The following is a 17073-nucleotide window of genomic DNA, read 5'->3' as shown; positions in this document are numbered from 1 at the left end:
TAGATTACTAACTTCGATAATCTCCGTTTATTTTTACATAATCGTAAGTTAAATCACAACCCCATGTTGTTGCTTCTGATGAAGCTAGTTTCATATTTATTAAAATTTTAATTTCATCTTGTAATAATATTTCTTTTGCTTTAGATTCATCAAAGTTTACAGAAGAACCATTTTGGCAAACAAGAATTTCACCGGCATTACTTGCAAAAGAAACATCAATCCTTTCAGGATCAAAGTCAACATTTGAATATCCTAATGCGCAAAGGATTCTTCCCCAATTAGCATCACTACCAAAGATTGCAGCTTTAACAAGACTTGAAGTAATTACACTTTTTGAAAGGGCTTCAGCGTCTTTAATAGAATTTGCATTTTTTACAGTACACTCTATAAGTTTTGTAGCTCCTTCACCATCTTTTGCAATCTTTTTAGATATATGAATATTTAAATTAATTAATGCATCTAAAAATAAGTTATAATCTTCATTTTTTTCAGTTACAGTTTTATTTAAAGCAAGACCATTTGCCATTATTAAAACCATATCGTTAGTACTAGAATCACCATCTACACTTACTCTGTTATAAGATATATTAACGCTTTCTTTTAATGCTTCTTTTAATAATTCAGGAGAAATTGAAATATCAGTAGTTATAAATGAAAGCATTGTAGCCATATTTGGATGAATCATACCAGAACCTTTAGCCATAGCTGAAATGGTAATCTTTTTACCATCGATTTCAAATTCAACACCCGCTTGCTTTTCAACTGTATCAGTAGTCATAATAGCCATAGAAGCATCTTTAGCGCTTTTAATATCATTAGATAAATTGTTAACCAGTTCTGGAATTTTATCTTTTATTGCATCTATATTAAGAGGAACACCTATTATTCCAGTTGAAGCAACTAAAACATCATCATTTTTTATGTTTAATTCTTTAGAACAAAGTTTTGTCATTTTTTGGGCTTTTAATAAACCATCATCTCCATTACAGGTATTTGCATTTCCACTATTAATAATTATTGCTTGAGCTTTTTTATTGGCTAAGTGTTGCTTTGTTACTATAAGGGGAGCTCCTTTTACTTTATTTTTTGTGTAAACTCCACAGCAATTGGCAACAACATCAGAATATATTAAAGCTAAATCTTTTTTTAGTAAGCTTTTTTTTAATCCACAATGAATGCCAGATGCTTTAAAACCAATTGGCGAAGTAATGCTTAAGTTTTCATCTATTTTTATCAATAAATTCACATCCTTTATTTAAAAGCTTGGAGCTATTAGTTTAAGTCCTGTATTCTCAGGTAAACCAAGCATAATATTCATATTTTGAATTGCTTGCCCAGCAGCTCCTTTGACCATGTTATCTATAATACTAACAATTACTATTTTATTTTTTCTATAATTTTCATGAATTGAAATATGACAATTGTTTGTATATTTAACATGTTTTATTTCAGCAGCTTGACCAAGTGGAAGTACATGGACAAATTCTTCGTTTTCATATTGTTTTTTATATATTTTGTGAATTTCTTCTAAGGTAAGTTGATTTTTAGGCTCACAATAAATTGTAGAGAGTATTCCTCTATTAATGGGTAATAAGTGAGGAGTAAATGTTACTTCTACATCTTCATTTGCCATATATGATAAGACTTGTTCAATTTCAGGAGTATGTCTATGACTACCAATTGCATACGCAGAAAAGTTTTCGTTTGCTTCTGCAAAGTGGCTTTTTAAGGAAAGTCCCCTTCCAGCACCAGTAATTCCTGATTTTGAATCACAAATTATGTTTTTAGTATTGATTAAATTATTTTTTAATAAAGGCATAATACCAAGAGAAATACTTGTTGGATAACAACCAGGATTTGCAATTATATTAAATTCATTAATTTTAGAACCATTAAATTCTGGTAATCCATATATGCTGTCTTTATGAAGGTTTTTACATATAAATTTTTTACCATACCATTTTTCATATGAATCTTCAGAATCTAACCTAAAATCAGCCCCAAGGTCAATAACCTTTTTATTTTTATTTATTGCTTCAATTGCTATTTCTTCACTTAATCCATGAGGAAGAGCAGTAAATATAACATCACATTTATCTATAACATCATTTTTATCTTTACAAATTAAAGCTGTTTTATTGAAAAAACTTTTATATACAGAACTTATCTCCTCATCTTTAAAAGTAGAGGAGGAGATAGCAGTAACTGTAACTTTATCATGATTAAGTAAAAGTCTTAACAATTCAACTCCAACATAGCCTGTTGCTCCAATAATACCTACTTTAAACATGATAAATTCTCCTTATTTTCTTTTATAAATTTTTCTAAAATTTCAATTTGCATTTTAACTGATGAAGAGCTAGGACCACCAATTACGCTTCTTTCTTCAACACAAGTTAATAAATCTATTGCTTTATATATATCTTCTTCAAAAACTGATGAGAAATTTTTAAATTCTTCAATACTCAAATCATCTATAGCAATATTTTTATCTATGCAATAAAGAACAATTTTTCCTACAACTTCATGAGCATTTCTAAATGCCATACCTTTTTTTACAAGGTAATCAGCAACATCAGTAGCGTTAGTAAAACCTCCAGATGCAGACTTTTTCATATTACCTTTTTTTACTTTCATAGTTTTAATCATTCCATTAAAAGTTTGAAGGGAAAGAAGGGCAGTATCTAAGCCATCAAATAATGCTTCTTTATCTTCTTGCATATCTTTATTGTAAGCTAAAGGTATTCCTTTCATAACATTAAGAAGTGTCATTAAATCACCATAAACTCTTCCTGTTTTTCCTCTAACAAGCTCTGCAACATCAGGGTTTTTCTTTTGAGGCATTATGCTACTCCCTGTACTGTAACTATCATTAAGTTCTATAAAATTAAATTCGCCAGTACACCATAGTATAATTTCTTCTGAAAACCTTGATAGATGCATCATTATTAGTGACAATGCAGATAAGGTTTCTATAGCATAATCTCTATCTGAAACGGAATCTAAACTATTAAGAGTTATTTTAGAAAAACCAAGCTCAGAAGCTACAAACTCCCTATCAATAGGATATGTAGATGTAGCTAATGCACCACTTCCAAGTGGCATTTCATCAAGTCTTTTATAAGAATCAAAAAGCCTTCCGATATCTCTTTTAAACATTTCACAATATGCTAGAATATGATGTGCAAAAGTAATAGGTTGAGCCTTTTGCATGTGGGTATATCCAGGCATAATGGTATTTATATTTTCATTAGCTTTTTCAAGTAAAGTTTCATGAAGATTAAGCAACTCATTTATTAAAACTTTTATATATTTTTTTAAATAAAGTTTAGTATCTAAAGTAACTTGATCATTTCTACTTCTTCCTGTGTGAAGTTTTTTACCTTCATCACCGATATAATAAGTTAATATACTTTCAATAAAGCTATGAATATCTTCAGATTCTTTATCTATTTGTATAGTTCCACTTTTAATTCTTATTAATATTTCCCTTAAACCTTCAACTATTTTTTGGCTATCTTCTAAAGGAATAATTCCTTGTTTTCCAAGCATTTTAACATGAGCTAGGCTTCCTTCTATATCTTCCTTATACATTCTTGAATCAATTGAAATTGAGGAGTTAAAGGTATTAACTAACTCATTAACTCCTTCTGTAAATCTTCCACCCCAAAGCTTCATTTTATTTATCCTGTTTCTTTAGGGAATCTTTCATTTTTGAATTTACTACAATTGGTAAACCATAAAGATTAATGAAGCCTTCAGAATCTTTTTGATTATATACACCATCTTCACCAAAGGTAGCATATTCTTCGCTGTATAATGAATAAGGAGATGTCATTCCGGCATTAACAATATTGCCTTTATATAATTTAAGTTTAACTTCACCACTAACAGTTTCTTGAGTTTTATCAACAAAAGCAGAAAGACTTTCTCTAAGTGGAGTAAACCATTCACCATTATAAACTAAGTCTGCAAATTTTAATGCAATTGTTTGTTTAAAGTGATGAGTAGCTTTATCTAAACAAATTTCTTCTAAGTCAGCATGAGCTTTATATAAAATAGTTCCACCTGGAGTTTCATAAACGCCTCTTGATTTCATTCCAACAAGTCTGTTTTCTACCATGTCTATGATGCCAATTGCATTTTCACCACCGATTTTATTTAACGTTTCAATTAGCTCAACACCATCCATTTTCTTTCCATTAAGAGCAACTGGTATACCTTTTTCAAAAGTTAAAGTAATATAAGTTGCTTTGTTTGGAGCATTTTCGAGTGTATTACACATTTCTAAAATCTTATCATATTTAGGTTCATTTTCAGGAAATTCTAAATCTAAACCTTCATGACTTAAATGCCATAAGTTTTTATCTTTACTATAGTTAGTTTCATAAGTAATTTTTATTGGAATTTCTCTGTCTAAGGCATATTGAATTTCTTCTTCACGAGATTTAATATCCCAAATTCTCCAAGGTGCTATAATTGGCATGTCAGGTGCAAAGTTTTTAACTGCAAGTTCAAAACGAACTTGGTCATTTCCTTTACCGGTACAACCATGGCAGATTGCATCCGCACCTTCTTTTTCTGCAATTTCTACAAGTCTTTTTCCGATTAAAGGTCTAGCAAAAGAAGTTCCTAATAGATACTTACCTTCATATATAGCTCCTGCCTTAATTGTAGGGAAGATATAATCGTAAACAAATTCCTTTGTTAAATCTTCAATATAAATTTTTGATGCGCCAGTTTTTAATGCTTTTTCTTCTAATCCTTCTAATTCATCAGCTTGACCAACATTTCCAACAACAGCAACAACTTCACAACCATAAGTTTCTTTAAGCCATGAAATTATAATTGATGTATCTAATCCCCCAGAATAAGCTAAAATTACTTTGTTAAATTTTTTCATATATAGAGCCCCCTTTTTAGTTAATTAATGATAAGTAGTTAAAATACATAGTAAATTTATAACTAGCAATCAATTAACTTTTACATTATTTGGAAAATGGTTTGTTGTTAATGATTATATGAAATAATGAATAATTATGCAATGGTTAATTTAAGATTTTTATAAATTTCTCATAATAATTATTTAAGATATTAATTAAAATTATAAATTAGTAATCTGGATAAAAATGTTTATGAAAAAATGATTAATTTTATTCATAAATAAAATTTAAAGAGATAATTTTTTAATTATCTCTTTAGAAAATATTTTCTATAGTGGGTACTTGGAGTTTTTTCATATAATCTGTAGTATATTTTAATAAATGAAGTGATGCTTCAGCTTCAGCTAAATCATCTTTTTCAATATAGACAGTTAACTTTAAAGCTTCGTTTAACATAGAATCATAATCCACATGGTTTATGTATATAGATGCTATTTGATCTTTATCTTTAATAAGATTGAAAATTTCTAAGGCATCTTCAAAATTTTTTTCTTTAGATGAATAATCTAAAGTTTCTTCCATTTTATCGCATCTTTCTATAACATCAGTACACATATTTTTAAAGCTTATATCAGCATAACTTAAAAAGCTTACGAGCAATATAAATAAAAAAATAGAGAATAATGAATTTTTCATTTTTTTACTCCTTTATCTTCTGTTTGTTTGTCATATAATTGATAAACAAATTTACCCTGTGTATCTTTCATTGCAATTAAAACATCTTTAATTGAGTTTATATTATGTTTTTTTAATTCATGTTCAATCCAAGATTTATTTTTACCGCTTGTTGTAAGTGAGTTTTTATTAATATGTCCATCTAATACATAAATTATAGGGAGCATAGGTGGCTTATTTGAATTGTTACTAGAAGTATTGTCATTAGCATAAGCATTATTTTTTTTATTATTTTTAGAAGAATTTTCATTTCTAGAGTGGTTACCATTAGTATTTTGACTACAACTTGGAGTAGTTTGATTATTAGTTGATTTTTGACTTCCTGATGATAATGGTTGCGTATTTGTATCACAAGAAGTATTACTAGAACCACCACCCATATTGCTTTGGGATGTTAAAAAGGATAATTGACCATTATTTTCTAAAATGGCATATTGAATTTCATTTAAATCAAAATAACCCGCAAGTCTTAGCTCTTCCATAAGTTCATCTAAATTAATTTGCTGTCTTTTTAAGGCTTGATAATTTATTTTCCCCTTGCAAACTAATATACAAGGTTCACCTTCTAATATTTTTCTAGTAAACTGACTTTTAAGCTGTAATTGAGTTAAGATTGTTTTAATAAATAGTAAAGTAATAATTGGAATAATGCCAAGAATTAAGGGTAATCTAGTATCTTGCATTGGAAGAGCTGCTAAATCAGAGATCATTATTGTTATAACAAATTCATAAGGTTGTAATTCTCCAATTTGCCTTTTACCCATAAGTCTCATTACAAGTATTACTAAGAAATATAAAAAGATAGTTCTTATTAGTACAATGAACATAAAAAAATCACCTCTAATTTTTAGTGTTTGTATAAAAAAATACTTTTATTCCAAATAAGGACTTAAATTTTATATTTAATATTTAAAGTTATAAATTTTAGAAAAATAGTGATTTTAATCGATAAAATAATAGAATAATTTTCAAACCAGTATATAATAAGAGTATGAAGAATTAATTAAAAAACTTATAATGAAACAAAATTTTTCACAAATTTTTATAATATGATTTTTTTAATTAAGCAATGGTATTATAAGGGTTTAGAAGGGTGGAGTAATAGATGAAAGAAAATAGTAATTTATTAAATAAAAAAAATGAATCTATTGAAAAAGACTATAGTAGAACATTACAATTTATTTTTATTAAAGCAACATTGGATTTATTTCCAGATGCTAAAATAAAAATTCAACATAGCATTGGTAAGGGGATATTTGGAGAAGTATCTAAAAAAAGCGAACTTGATGAAAATGATATAGAAAGTATAAAGAAAAAAATGCAAGAGTTAATAGACAGAGATTTACCTATTAATAAAATTAAGGTAGCAAAAGAAGAGGCAATTAATATTTTTAAATCTTATAATATGAATGATAAGGTACTTTTATTAGAACAAGTTAACTTTAAAACAGTTAATCTTTATGAATTAGATGGAAGATATGATTATTTTTATGGAAATATGACTAAAAGAACAAGTGATATAAAGGCTTTTGATTTAATTTATTATGAAAATGGATTTATATTAACAAGACCTAATGATTATGAAAATTATACCTTAACAAAGTTTGTAGAGCAAAAGAAAATAACTAAGATATTTAGAGAAACTGCAAAATGGTTAGATATTTTAGATGTTAAAAATGTGGGAGCTCTTAATGATAAAATTGATAAAGGTGAGTTAATAAATTTATTAATGGTTTCTGAAGCTTTACATGAAAAGAAAATAGCAGAAATAGCAGATAAAATTAGCTCAAAAGAGGAAATTAAATTAGTATTAATAGCAGGACCAAGCTCTTCAGGAAAAACAACATTTGCAAATAGATTAGGAATTCAATTAAGAGTTAATGGTATTACACCAGTGCCAATATCTTTAGATGATTATTTTGTAAATAGAGATCAAACTCCAATAGATGAAAATGGAGAGTATGATTTTGAAACTATTGGTTCAGTAGATACAGAATTGTTTAATAAGCATTTGAATGCAATATTGCAAGGTGAGGAAGTTGAAATACCTGAGTTTAATTTTATAAAAGGTGAAAGAGAATGGGTAGGTAAGAAAGTCAAGTTACCTGAAAATGGAGTTATTATAGTAGAGGGAATTCATGGATTAAATCCTATACTAACTTCTCACATAGATGAAAAGTATAAGTTTAGGGTATATATTTCAGCATTAACTCAATTAAATTTAGATAATCATAACAGAATAACTACTACAGATGTAAGAAAAATTAGAAGAATTGTTAGAGATCAATTATCAAGAGGACACGGGGCTGAAGATACATTAAAAATGTGGCATAAAATAAAAAGAGGTGAACAAAAGAATATTTTTGTTTATCAAGAAGAAGCAGATGTAATGTTTAATTCTACTTTAGTTTATGAATTATGTGTTTTAAAGAAATATGCAATTCAAGAACTTGATAAAGTTAAAGAAGATAGTATAGTTTATGATGAGGTTAAAAGATTAAAGGGATTATTAAATTTCTTTAGAGATGTTGATAAAGAAATAGTTCCACAAAATTCAATTTTAAGAGAATTTATTGGAGGAAGTATTTTTTATAAATATTAAAAATTAGATTTTAGATAAAAAATAATTAGTGAAGAGGTAAAAATGATAATAAAAATTAATCTTAAATATATAATTTTCATTTTAACTCTTCACTTATAAATTATAATAATATAATTATTATTTAATTTATTTTACATACTTAACATAATAATTTTGGAGGTTTTAATATGAAAAGTGTAGGAGTTTTTGATATATTAGGTCCAATAATGGTTGGTCCATCATCATCTCATACAGCAGGAGCTGCAAGGCTTGGAAAAGTTGCAAGGGCTGTTACTGGAGGAGATGTAGAGGATGTGACCTTTTATTTACATGGATCATTTGCTAAAACATATAAGGGGCATGGAACTGATAGAGCATTAGTAGCTGGAATATTAGGAATGGAGCCTAGTGATTTGAGACTTAGGGATTCTTTAGAAATAGCTAGAGAAATGGGATTAAAAATAAGATTTAGAGAAGCTGATTTAGGAGATGTTCATCCTAATACTGTTAAATTTGTTATAAAGGGCAAAGAAGGTACATATGAAATTATAGGTTCATCTATTGGTGGAGGAAGTATAGAAATTAACTCTGTTAATGGAAATTTAGTTAAGTTTACAGGAGCTTATCCTACTGTTATTATTTCAAATAGAGATGTTCCAGGTGTTGTATCAAAGGTAACATCAATATTTTATGATAATGATATAAATATTGCTTTTATGAAGGTTTTTAGAAATCAAAAGGGTAGAGAAGCTACTATGGTATTTGAAGTTGACCATGAAGTTCCATCAGAAGTAATAGGTAATATTAAAGCAATTGAGGGTATAAGTAAAGTAATAATGATTAATCCAATTAAGGACGGTGAATAATATGCTAGCAAGAACAGGTGAAGAGTTATTAAGAATATGTGAAGAGGAAAATATATCTTTGAGTGAATATGCAATAAGAGTTGAAATGGAATCTAAAGAGTTATCTAGAGAAGAAGTATATGAAAAGATGGCAAAAAACTTAAAGGTAATGAAAAGTGGTGCTAGTGAAGGAAGAGAAAAGGAAGTATATTCATTAAGTGGTCTTATTGGTGGAGATGGATATAAACTTCAAAAATATTTAGAAAAGGGAGAAAGCTTAACTGGAGATGTCACAGTAAAGGCTATGGCAATGGCTTTATCATCATCAGAGGTAAATGCTGGGATGGGAAGAATAGTAGCGTGTCCAACAGCAGGTTCTTGTGGTATATTACCAGCTGTAATTTTATCAGCCGGAGAAAAATTAGGTAAAACAGATGAAGAACTTATAGATGGATTATTTGCTTCAGCAGCTGTTGGTATGATAATTGGAATGAATGCTACACTTTCAGGAGCAGAAGGTGGATGTCAAGCAGAATGTGGTTCAGCAGCAGCTATGGGAGCGGCAGCAGTTGTTGAAATGATGGGTGGAACTCCTAAAATGAGTTTAGATGCAGCTGCAATAGTTATTAAAAATGTATTAGGACTTGTATGTGATCCAGTAGCAGGGCTTGTAGAAATACCATGTGCTAAAAGAAATGCAGCAGGAGCTATAAGTGCACTTTGCACAGCAGATATGGTTATGGCTGGAGTAGATAGTAAAATACCATTTGATGATACTGTATCGGCTATGTACAAGGTAGGAAAGAGTCTTCCATCTGCTCTTAGAGAAACAGCTATGGGTGGAGTTGCTATAACAAAAGCTGGACTTCAATTACGTAAAAAAGTATTTGGAGAAGAGTAAAAAATATTCCTCACGTTATGTATTTTGTCGAATATTATATTGTTAGGCAAAGATTGCACTATAGATAATAAAGTGAGGAAGAGCTATGAGGCTTAATGGAGAGTCTATAAAATATATATTAGACTTGCAAAAGAATATGCTACCTCTTGTTTATTGTTGTGCTAATACTGAAAGATTGATTACTTTAAAAGATACAATTAATCATTATAATGGCAGATTAAGTTATAAAGATAATAAAGAAGTTGATTTAATAAATACATTACTGATTTTTTTTGATGAATTAAATTCAGAAGGTATATTAGATATAGAAAAATCTTTGATAGCTGTAAATAAAAGAGGAATAGTATTATTAGAAGCCAATGGAATAGATTTAATGATTAACAAAAGAAATTTAGCATTAAGCATTATAAATAGATATAATATTAATGTTATTAAAGGAACAAAAAGTGAAATAGAAGCTTTGATAAAATTTCAAGAGGATAATAAAGCAGATGATATAAATAATGAAAATTGCAAAACGAAGTTTAGAAATTTTTCAAAGAAGAATAATAGTATAATAATTATAAAAAATGATAATTATTATATTACTGATGGTTACAGCGATTTTACTATAAAAAGTAATAAAAATATTTTATGTAATAGTGATATATTAGATGATATATATACAGGAATGATTGCTGTTAGCATTGGAGTTTGTAAAAGTAAAGAAGAAATGATTCAAGCTATACTAATTGCAACAATGGCTTTTTACATTGGGGAAAAAATAGTAATAAGTAATTTTGAAAATGATAAAAGTATAAAGAGTAAAGATATAGAAACTTGTATATTAAATGAAATATATAAAATCGATATAGATAAAATAAAATCCTATGGAGATATATGTTATTTCTTTAAAAGAGATATATAAATTATAAATATAAAAAAGAGCATAAATATGCTCTTTTTTATATTTAAAGGAATTAAGCTTTGTTAATTGATCCGAATAATTCCATTTTTTCTTTAACTGTAGCTTTTATAGCTTCAAATCCAGGATTTAATAATTTTCTTGGGTCAAATCCTTTTCCTTCTTTATCTTTTCCAGCTTCAATGTAAGCTCTTGTAGCTTCTTGGAATGCTAATTGACATTCAGTGTTAACATTGATTTTAGAAACTCCTAAAGATATAGCTTTCTTAATCATTTCTTCTGGAATTCCAGTACCACCGTGTAATACTAATGGCATGTTTCCACAAGCATTGTTGATTTCTTCTAAAGCATCAAAAGCAAGTCCTTGCCAGTTTGATGGGTATTTTCCGTGAATGTTTCCGATACCAGCAGCTAACATAGTAACTCCTAAATCAGCGATTGCTTTACATTCTTGAGCATCAGCAACTTCACCTTTACCAACAACTCCGTCTTCTTCTCCACCGATTGATCCAACTTCTGCTTCTAAAGATAATCCTCTTTCAGAAGTAACTTTAACTAATTCAGTAGTTTTTTCGATGTTTTCAGCGATTGGATAGTGAGATCCATCAAACATAACTGATGAGAATCCAGCTTCCATAGCTTTGTAGCATCCTTCGTAGCTACCGTGGTCTAAGTGTAGAGCAACTGGTACAGTGATGTTTAATTCTTCTAACATACCGTTAACCATTCCTACGATAGTTTTGTATCCACACATATATTTTCCAGCACCTTCAGATACTCCTAAGATTACTGGTGAGTTATTTTCTTGTGCAGTTAATAAAATAGCTTTAGTCCATTCTAAGTTGTTGATGTTGAATTGACCAACAGCGTATTTTCCTTCTCTTGCTTTGTTTAACATTTCTTTAGCTGAAACTAACATTGCAATACCTCCATATAATTTAAAATATTATAGAGAATTCTTTAGTTTTACTTAATGTTATAAAATTAACAATTATGTATAGTAATTTATTCTCCAATAATTATTATACCTTAAAATAATAAGAATGAAAACAAAAAAGTTAATTTACCAATTAAATTGCTTAACATAATTTAAATATATGTTATTATTATAAAATAAAATTTAATTAATTAAATGTTTTAACTAAGGAGGTGTGAAATTGTTGTTATAAATCTTAAAAAATATATTAATTTTAGGTAAAGTTTTTTATAAAATTTTTCTAAGATTTATGTATTTATAGATTTTTAGCAACTAAAGTTATGTTAACTGATTTACATATACACAGCTATTATTCTGATGGAACAATGTCTCCAAAGGAAATAATAAAAGATGCTAAAAATAAGAACATAGGTATTATTTCAATTACAGATCATGATGTTTTAGATTCCTATGAAGAAGCAAAAAAGGAAGCTGAAAAAGAGGGAATTATTATAATAAGAGGAGTTGAAATAGATTCAATATTTGAGGGTCAATTGGTACATTTATTAGCTTATAAATTTACTGATGATGAGGGATTTTTAAAATTAATAGAAAGGGCAAAACAAAACTTACTTAATACAAGTATAGAACTTATAAAAAGAATGGAAAAAGATTACGAAAGTATATCTTTAGAAGATTTTAATTCTTATGAATATGATAGAAGAAAAGGTGGATGGAAGGGAATTCATTATTTATTTGATAGAAATATTACAGAAGGACTTTTTGATGGAATGAAGTTTTATGGCAAATATGAATGTGGACATGAAAAGTTCGACTTTCCAAGTGTGAAGGAAGTTTGTGATGCTACTCATAAGGCTGGAGGATATGTAGTTTTAGCACATCCTTGTAATTATTATAAAGATAAGACTAAAGAGGAAATAATACAAAAACTTAAGATATTAAAAGAATTAGGCATCGATGGCATTGAATGTTATTATCCTGCTAATAGTGAGTTAATGACAGAAACATGTTTAGAATTTTGCAAGGAAAATAGTATGATAATAACAGCGGGTTCTGACGGACATGGGGATTTTGGAGCTGTAAGTAAAGGGGTTGAATATTATATTGGTGCTATAAATAAAGATAGTTGTATTTTAAATATCGAAAGATTACTTTAAGGTAATAGTAGAGTGTTAATTTTTATATTAGCGCTCTTTTTTATTTGACATATAATATTAAGTTTAATATTTTCTTAATAAATACACAATATATATAAAGAGTGTTAAAAGATAGGAGAAAATATATGAAAAGAAAAATGTTTTTAGTCTTTTTAGCTACGATTTTATATATTTTTATTTTTGTAAATTATAGTGAATGTTTTCCTAAACTTGAGGGTAAAAAAGTTCTTATAATAGGTTCTTATTCATCGGACAACAAATGGGAAAATTCTGTTTTGCAGGGTTTTGAAGAAAATAATGATAAATATATAGTAAAGTATGAATTTTTAGATAGTAAAGACTCAAAATCAAAAGAATATGATGATAGTTTTATGAATTTTTTAAATGTTAAATATAAAGATTCAAATATTGAATACATAATTACATTAGATGATGAAGCTTTTCAAGTGATTAGAAAAAATTTATTTAATAAGGATTTATTTACTTATGAGAAAAAAGTTATTTATGTAGGCGTAAATGAAGATATATTTTTAACTAAAAATGAAAGAAAATTTATTACTGGAATATTAGAATATCAAGATAATTTACCGATGGTAAATACTATTTTAAATGCAGGAAAAAATATTTCAGATATATATTTAATTTTAGATAATAGTATTTATTGCAATACTATTAAAGAAGAATTTTCAAGGATTGTAGGGATGGCAGAAAAGCCATTTAATTATCATATTATTCAAGAAACGTATTTTAATTATATTAAAGATTTTTGTAAGAAAATAGATAGTAAAAACTCTGTTTTATATTTATGTGGAACATTTAAGGATTTAAATACTTCGGATATAATTGAATCTAGTGATGTTATAAAAGAAATTAAAGAAATAACTAAGGCTCCTATTTATACAAAGTTAGAAGAGTACATTTATGATGGCGCTATAGGGGGAATAGTTAATGATGGGAATAAGTTAGGTGAAGTAATATATAAGCTTTTAAATAGTATTGTAGAAGAAGGCTTTGAATATACAGTGTTACCTGTATATGATACATTTAGTATACCAATTTTCAATTATGATGCAATTGTAGAATATAATATTAATCCCTTAAAGTTACCACCAGATAGTAAGTTTATTAATAAAGGGATATTTGATTTATTGCTTCCTAAATATTTATGTATAACAGTATGGTTATTAGTTTTATTAGCTATATCTGGATTAATTATTTTAATTTATATATCTATTGAAAATAATAAGAAAGCTAGAGAAAATAAATTATTATTAATAGAATCTATGGAAAGAGAAAAAATAAAGACAGATTTTATTGTAACAATATCCCATGAACTTAGAACTCCATTAAATATAATAATAAATGCAACTAACTTATTAAAAATTAAATTAGACTCTGAAGATTTTGATAAGGAGTTTTTTTATAAGAGATTGGATTATATAACAAAAAACTCTAATAGATTACGTAGATATATTTCTAATTTAATTGATGTTAGTAAATTAGAGATGGGATATATGAATGCAAATTTTAAAAATGAAAATATAGTAGAAGTAATTGAAGATATAACATTAACTATTATAGACTTAGCTAAATCTTATAATTTAAATGTAGTTTTTGATACTGAGGAAGAGGAGCTAATTACAGCTATAGATAAGCCAAAGATAGAGAGAGTTATATTAAATTTATTATCTAATGCTATAAAGTTTACCAATAATGGTGGCAATATAATGGTTTCAATAAAGAAAGAAGATGGCAATGTCGTTATAGAGATTAGTGATGATGGTATTGGAATGGAAGAAGAAATGAAAAAGCATATCTTTGAGAAGTTTAAAAGGGCAGATTTAACTCATGGACTTAAAAGACAAAATGAAGGAAGTGGATTAGGATTATTTATTGTAAAAGGTTTAATTGATTTGCATAATGGAGAAATATATGTAAGAAGTAATCCTAATAAGGGAACTACATTTATAATTAAGTTAGCAATAAGATTAGTAGAAGATAATGAAAGAGATAGTTTTATAGAGGATTCATCATTGAAATATATATCTGAAATGGAGCTTTCTGATATTGATAAAAAAGCATAAATATATAAATAAAAAGACTGTATAAATTATACAGTCTTTTTTGGTGCTGAAGACCGGAATCGAACCGGTACGGTATCGCTACCGCAGGATTTTAAGTCCTGTGCGTCTGCCTGTTCCGCCACTTCAGCAGGCAAGATTTATTTTAATATAATATTAACAGTAAGTCAATAAAAATTTAAAACTATACTAAAGTATATGCAATAAAAAGAAAAAAGGTGATAATATATAAAGAAATATTTTATGGAAATTGGTGATATATTATGAATAAAATTTTTGATGCACTTAATAGATATTACGGATATAATTCGTTTAGAAAAGGTCAATATGAGATTATAAGCAATATATTAAACAAAAGGGATTCATTTTGTATTTTGCCAACGGGTGGAGGAAAATCAATTTGTTATCAGATACCAGCTCTTTTGTTTAAGGGAGTTACTATAGTAATTTCACCTTTAATTGCTTTAATGAAAGATCAAGTAGATAATTTAAAATTAAATGGAATAAATGCAGAATATATAAATAGTACTCAAAATTTAGAAAGTATAGATAAGATTATGGAAAGGTGTAAAGAAGGGGAAATAAAATTGCTTTATATTGCCCCTGAAAGACTAGAAAATGAATTTTTTAAAAGAAAACTTAGAAAACTTAATATAAGTCAATTGGCGGTAGATGAGGCTCATTGTGTATCTATGTGGGGTCATGACTTTAGAAAAAGTTATGGGCTAATTAATGATTTTATAAATTCATTAAATGTTAGACCAGTAGTAACTGCATTTACTGCTACAGCAACAGAAGTGGTAAGAAAAGATGTAGTTAAGCTTTTAGGATTAAATAATCCATATATTTATGTGGGTGGTTTTGATAGAGATAATTTATCTATAAGAATACATATTGAAGAAGATAAATTAGAGCTTGTAAAAGATATAATCAGAGATAAGCAAAATGAAATTGGAATAATTTATTGTGCTACAAGAAAAGAGGTAGATGGATTATATTTTTATCTTAAAGATTTAGGATATGATGTACTAAAATATCATGGGGGATTAAAGGATGAAGAAAAAGAATATTATCAAGAGGAGTTTTTAAATGAAAACTCTAATATTATGATTGCAACTAATGCTTTTGGAATGGGAATAGATAAGTCGAATGTAAGATATATAGTTCATTTTACTATTCCTAAAAATATAGAAAGTTATTATCAGGAAATTGGAAGAGCGGGTAGAGATGGTGTTATTTCTGAATGCCACATTTTATTTAATAGAAGTGATATTAGAACATTAGAATATTTAATATACACAACTGTTCAAATAAATAGAAAAGAATTAGAAATAAAAAAGCTTCAAAGTATGATAGATTTTTGTGAAAGTAAAGAATGTTTAAGGGGCTTCATATTAAGGTATTTTGGAGAAAAAAATGTTAGAGAGTATTGTGATAATTGTACTAATTGTTTAAATAGTGATGAGCTTAGAGATTATACTATAGAAGCCCAAAAAATATTATCTTGTGTATATAGGAGTAGGGAGCGTTATGGAATTTCAGTTCTTGTTGATGTGCTTAGGGGAATGGTAGGCCCTAAGATAATTAATGATAAATTAAATGAATTAACTACATATGGAATAATGAAGGAGTATAGTAGTAAGTTTATAAGATATTTAATAAGGGGAATGATTGACTTTGGATATGTTAATTTAAGAGAAGGTACATATTCAATGCTGCAATTAAATGAAAAATCCTACAGTATTTTAAGGTCCAAGCAAAAAGTAATTTTGAAGTTAAGTTATCAAGATGAAGAAAAAATAATAAATAGTGAATTGTTTAATAAATTAAGAAATTGGAGAAGAGAAACTGCGATTAGAGAGGGGGTAAAGCCTTATATAATTTTTTCTGATGCAACTTTAATTGAGTTGTGTAATAAACTACCTAAGACACAAAAGGAACTTTTAGAAATTAGAGGAATGGGTGAAAAGAAATTTAATAAATATGGAGAAGAAATTTTAGAAAAGTTAAAAAATTAAAATATTATAAAGCAAACATAATATTCCTTAT

14 protein-coding genes and 1 tRNA gene are annotated in these 17073 nt (G+C 27.4%); 7 read left to right on the top strand and 8 right to left on the bottom strand.

Translation table 11 applies throughout. From position 1 onward, the window contains the following. Positions 1 to 7: 7 nt before the first annotated feature. From argJ to QZ321_RS06815, 6 genes are all read right to left on the bottom strand, one after another. Positions 8 to 1234 (bottom strand): bifunctional ornithine acetyltransferase/N-acetylglutamate synthase, encoded by a 1227-nt coding sequence (gene argJ, locus QZ321_RS06840; RefSeq protein WP_291746574.1) that lies wholly within the window; start codon positions 1232 to 1234, stop codon positions 8 to 10. Between the two features lie 21 nt (positions 1235 to 1255). Next, positions 1256 to 2290 carry an N-acetyl-gamma-glutamyl-phosphate reductase gene (gene argC / locus QZ321_RS06835; protein WP_291746485.1) on the bottom strand — a complete coding sequence of 345 codons (1035 nt, stop codon included), beginning with the start codon at positions 2288 to 2290 and terminating at the stop codon, positions 1256 to 1258. After that, the gene (gene argH / locus QZ321_RS06830) at positions 2278 to 3678 is read right to left on the bottom strand and encodes an argininosuccinate lyase (protein ID WP_291746483.1); all 1401 of its coding nucleotides are present in this window, start codon (positions 3676 to 3678) and stop codon (positions 2278 to 2280) included. The genes argC and argH overlap by 13 nt, the downstream gene beginning before the upstream one ends. Position 3679: 1 nt before the next feature. Then, complete coding sequence (locus tag QZ321_RS06825; RefSeq protein ID WP_291746478.1) at positions 3680 to 4903, bottom strand: argininosuccinate synthase; 1224 nt, start codon at positions 4901 to 4903, stop codon at positions 3680 to 3682. 295 nt (positions 4904 to 5198) lie between these two features. Beyond that, positions 5199 to 5579: a DUF4363 family protein gene (locus tag QZ321_RS06820; RefSeq protein ID WP_291740870.1), complete on the bottom strand. Its 381-nt coding sequence runs from the start codon at positions 5577 to 5579 to the stop codon at positions 5199 to 5201. Further along, the gene (locus QZ321_RS06815) at positions 5576 to 6445 is read right to left on the bottom strand and encodes a DUF421 domain-containing protein (RefSeq protein WP_291746475.1); all 870 of its coding nucleotides are present in this window, start codon (positions 6443 to 6445) and stop codon (positions 5576 to 5578) included. Before QZ321_RS06815 ends, QZ321_RS06820 begins: the two co-directional genes overlap by 4 nt. Positions 6446 to 6723: 278 nt before the next feature. Between QZ321_RS06815 and QZ321_RS06810 the strand changes: the two genes are divergently transcribed. The 4 genes from QZ321_RS06810 to QZ321_RS06795 all read left to right on the top strand — a co-directional run bounded on the left by QZ321_RS06810 (position 6724) and on the right by QZ321_RS06795 (position 10852). Continuing rightward, a complete protein-coding gene (locus QZ321_RS06810; protein WP_291740868.1) occupies positions 6724 to 8220 on the top strand; it encodes a nucleoside kinase in 1497 nt (498 codons plus the stop codon). 167 nt (positions 8221 to 8387) lie between these two features. After that, entirely contained in the window at positions 8388 to 9065 is a 678-nt protein-coding gene (sdaAB, locus tag QZ321_RS06805; protein ID WP_291746472.1) for an L-serine ammonia-lyase, iron-sulfur-dependent subunit beta, read from the top strand. 1 nt (position 9066) lies between these two features. Continuing rightward, positions 9067 to 9945: an L-serine ammonia-lyase, iron-sulfur-dependent, subunit alpha gene (sdaAA, locus tag QZ321_RS06800; protein WP_291746469.1), complete on the top strand. Its 879-nt coding sequence runs from the start codon at positions 9067 to 9069 to the stop codon at positions 9943 to 9945. A gap of 85 nt (positions 9946 to 10030) precedes the next feature. Further along, a complete protein-coding gene (locus QZ321_RS06795) occupies positions 10031 to 10852 on the top strand; it encodes a hydroxyethylthiazole kinase (protein WP_291746467.1) in 822 nt (273 codons plus the stop codon). A gap of 52 nt (positions 10853 to 10904) precedes the next feature. On the opposite strand, the gene fba is transcribed toward QZ321_RS06795, so the two are convergent. Then, positions 10905 to 11768 carry a class II fructose-1,6-bisphosphate aldolase gene (gene fba, locus QZ321_RS06790; protein WP_291740861.1) on the bottom strand — a complete coding sequence of 288 codons (864 nt, stop codon included), beginning with the start codon at positions 11766 to 11768 and terminating at the stop codon, positions 10905 to 10907. Positions 11769 to 12106: 338 nt separating this feature from the next. On the opposite strand from fba, the gene QZ321_RS06785 reads away from it, so the two are divergent. Both QZ321_RS06785 and QZ321_RS06780 read left to right on the top strand, forming a co-directional pair. Next, a complete protein-coding gene (locus QZ321_RS06785) occupies positions 12107 to 12943 on the top strand; it encodes a PHP domain-containing protein (protein ID WP_291746464.1) in 837 nt (278 codons plus the stop codon). A gap of 125 nt (positions 12944 to 13068) precedes the next feature. Further along, a complete protein-coding gene (locus QZ321_RS06780) occupies positions 13069 to 15027 on the top strand; it encodes a HAMP domain-containing sensor histidine kinase (RefSeq protein ID WP_291746461.1) in 1959 nt (652 codons plus the stop codon). Positions 15028 to 15068: 41 nt separating this feature from the next. Here the strand turns inward: QZ321_RS06780 and QZ321_RS06775 are convergent. Next, positions 15069 to 15155: transfer RNA gene (locus tag QZ321_RS06775), tRNA-Leu, on the bottom strand. Positions 15156 to 15287: 132 nt separating this feature from the next. On the opposite strand from QZ321_RS06775, the gene recQ reads away from it, so the two are divergent. Next, complete coding sequence (gene recQ / locus QZ321_RS06770) at positions 15288 to 17042, top strand: DNA helicase RecQ (protein ID WP_291746458.1); 1755 nt, start codon at positions 15288 to 15290, stop codon at positions 17040 to 17042. Positions 17043 to 17073: the final 31 nt, after the last annotated feature.

Source organism: uncultured Clostridium sp., assembly GCF_910588715.1.
Taxonomy (GTDB): Bacteria; Bacillota; Clostridia; order Clostridiales; family Clostridiaceae; genus Clostridium.
Note: the sequence above shows the minus strand (reverse complement) of the source record. Positions and strands in the feature narration are given on the sequence as shown.

Bases quoted from the DNA above. Each gene is read 5' to 3' on its own strand.
- sdaAB (WP_291746472.1), top strand. From the start codon at position 8,388: ATGAAAAGTGTAGGAGTTTTTGATATATTAGGTCCAATAATGGTTGGT.
- QZ321_RS06810 (WP_291740868.1), top strand. From the start codon at position 6,724: ATGAAAGAAAATAGTAATTTATTAAATAAAAAAAATGAATCTATTGAA.
- recQ (WP_291746458.1), top strand. From the start codon at position 15,288: ATGAATAAAATTTTTGATGCACTTAATAGATATTACGGATATAATTCG.
- QZ321_RS06815 (WP_291746475.1), bottom strand. From the start codon at position 6,445: ATGTTCATTGTACTAATAAGAACTATCTTTTTATATTTCTTAGTAATA.
- fba (WP_291740861.1), bottom strand. From the start codon at position 11,768: ATGTTAGTTTCAGCTAAAGAAATGTTAAACAAAGCAAGAGAAGGAAAA.
- QZ321_RS06795 (WP_291746467.1), top strand. From the start codon at position 10,031: ATGAGGCTTAATGGAGAGTCTATAAAATATATATTAGACTTGCAAAAG.
- argC (WP_291746485.1), bottom strand. From the start codon at position 2,290: ATGTTTAAAGTAGGTATTATTGGAGCAACAGGCTATGTTGGAGTTGAA.
- argH (WP_291746483.1), bottom strand. From the start codon at position 3,678: ATGAAGCTTTGGGGTGGAAGATTTACAGAAGGAGTTAATGAGTTAGTT.
- QZ321_RS06820 (WP_291740870.1), bottom strand. From the start codon at position 5,579: ATGAAAAATTCATTATTCTCTATTTTTTTATTTATATTGCTCGTAAGC.
- QZ321_RS06785 (WP_291746464.1), top strand. From the start codon at position 12,107: ATGTTAACTGATTTACATATACACAGCTATTATTCTGATGGAACAATG.
- QZ321_RS06825 (WP_291746478.1), bottom strand. From the start codon at position 4,903: ATGAAAAAATTTAACAAAGTAATTTTAGCTTATTCTGGGGGATTAGAT.
- QZ321_RS06780 (WP_291746461.1), top strand. From the start codon at position 13,069: ATGAAAAGAAAAATGTTTTTAGTCTTTTTAGCTACGATTTTATATATT.
- sdaAA (WP_291746469.1), top strand. From the start codon at position 9,067: ATGCTAGCAAGAACAGGTGAAGAGTTATTAAGAATATGTGAAGAGGAA.